Source organism: Neptuniibacter sp. (genome assembly GCF_024231755.1).
In the GTDB taxonomy this organism is placed as follows: Bacteria; Pseudomonadota; Gammaproteobacteria; order Pseudomonadales; family Balneatricaceae; genus Neptuniibacter.
Genome location: NZ_JAAEQH010000054.1, coordinates 1 through 2,168, shown reverse-complemented (window position 1 = coordinate 2,168; position 2,168 = coordinate 1). Strand labels below are relative to the sequence as shown.

The following is a 2,168-nucleotide window of genomic DNA, read 5'->3' as shown; positions in this document are numbered from 1 at the left end:
TGTTATTGATACACGGACTGTTGTTACTAGACGGAGACCATTCAGCGTCCTGTGCTGGTCAAAATGTATACCAGCGCACACTATGGGAGTTATCACACCGGAACACATTGATCCTATGCAAAAAAAGACTATCTTTCTGTCAAAGAATGTAACTAAGCTACGGTTTTTTTAGCTTTTTTTACCTATCTGACTTACCAGCCTCTATCCCGGATATTTCATAAACAAGCAGTAGCCTGTCACTTTTAGGTTCATTATTACCTTTGATGGTCTACTGCACTTTAATTAATGCCCACATCTGAGATTTTTTCCACTGATCACCCCTTCAGTCACCTCTTTGTGCCCTTGTACCGAGTTTAGAGACGAACCTCTCCCCCAGAATACTCTTCATCTGGTCTCGGAGACTCTCTTTCTACCTTTAGAGCTGGGTTAACCTGGCTTTGATCGGAGTCTTCTATAAAAGAACTCCGTCACATCTCGTAAGAGTGCTTTAAATGGACTGCTGCTTGGGAGGTGTAATTTGATCCTGTCCTTATACTCAACCACCTTGACTGCAATTTTGCAGAGTGTGGCTATCACTGTCGATGGCTGGGCTTTCTCTAGGCTGGTGCCTTTCAGCGCTTGGCTTCTGAAGTCATGGTGTACAACATAAGCGGCACAGGCATAAAACAGTCTCAGATGATTCGCTTTAAAGCTTTGATCTGAGAGCCGGTCACCTGATAAATCGTTTTTCAGGTGTTTGATGTAGTTCTCATCTTGCCCCCTGGGGCAATAGAGTTCTTCGTAAATGGTCTTAGCCGAGGCGGCTTTAATCGAGGTCACGACAAAGCGCGGATTATCACCGTCTTGATTCACCTCCGCTTTGTAAATAACCCGAGTATCCAGTCCGTCCCAGCTTGCGGCTTGATAGTCCGCCTCTCCATACTGTTTAAAACTATAGGGCGCCGGGTCGCTATGGATCCGATTAAGCGCCAACTTTTGACGGGCTTCCTTCAGTGCTTTTTCTGCTTTAGGTCTCAAGACCTTTTTATCTCCGGCACCTTTTCCAAATACAAAATCCGCATGAGGTTCATCCTGAATGACGCGCATCATCTCAGGCTGGGAAAAGTGGCTATCACCTCGAACCAGCAAATGTGTTTTTGGCCATCGTTGTCGAATCACGTGAATGACACGCTTGAGAATAGCGGCATTTTCTTTACCGGTTGGCGTCTTTCCTGGACGTAAAATAGCAGTAATCAGCTGACCGGTGAGCCCCTCAAATATCAGCAAAGGTAAATAGCAGTAGTCATTATATTTACCATGAAACAGGCTCATTTGCTGATTGCCATAGGTTGTTGCTGAGGTGTGATCCAGATCGATAATAATCGCTGAAGGAGGCTGTTCATAGCTGCAGACAAAATGATCAACAAAGGCTTTGGCCATGCGGTAAATATCTTTGTTAGAGATCGCCTGCCCCAAGCGGGTAAAGGTTGCTGCGGCTGCGAGATGCTGGTCTGGGTTCAATGGGTCACGGCCAGTGGCCATCTTAAAGATGGGGTCTTTGCGAAGGTGATTGCTATCATTGGCATCCTCATAACCACAGGCGACCTGCAGAGTTCTTTGAGTCAAAAGATCTTGTATGGAATGATCAATATAGGAGGGGTGTCGCTTATCATGGACAGCCTCTGCCATCCGTCGAATCAAATCACTCTGTAAAAGAGACTGGCGTAGCAAAAGTGCACCAAAATCAGAGGAAAGTTCACCACCGTTGAAGTCAGCGCGAATAGTTTTGCCATTGGCAGGGTGAAAACGGAGCTGTTCTTGTGTACATTGAGTCATGGCAAGTTCCGGTTTGCTTTTTCCGAAGCATTTTTTTGGTCGACCCAATCATATCAATGACTTGGGCGGAACTTGCCTTCTTTTATGAAATATCCGGGCTAAGGGTGCTCTTTTTATATATCCCGCTTTATTCTATCTGCACAGAGCAACACCAAACCGATAAATGTCATAAGCTGTTATCAGTAGCAAGACTAGGACTGGTGCACATTCAGCCTCTAAGCCGATAGAATTCATTGATCTGCACAAAAAACGCGCACTTTATTGAGTAACCTTTTATGAGCAAACATGAACTAAATGCACGCAACCTGCTGTGCCCCCTGCCTGTGATCCGTACACAGAATAAGATCGCGTCA

The 2,168-nt window shown here is 45.5% G+C and carries 1 protein-coding gene; it reads right to left on the bottom strand.

The window, feature by feature from the left end; all coding sequences use genetic code 11:
* Window positions 1-426: 426 nt before the first annotated feature.
* Complete coding sequence (locus tag GY843_RS02105; protein ID WP_297306067.1) at window positions 427-1,815, bottom strand: IS1380 family transposase; 1,389 nt, start codon at window positions 1,813-1,815, stop codon at window positions 427-429.
* Window positions 1,816-2,168: the final 353 nt, after the last annotated feature.

Excerpts from the sequence above, each read along its gene's own strand:
- GY843_RS02105 (WP_297306067.1), bottom strand. The coding sequence starts at position 1,815 with ATGACTCAATGTACACAAGAACAGCTCCGTTTTCACCCTGCCAATGGC.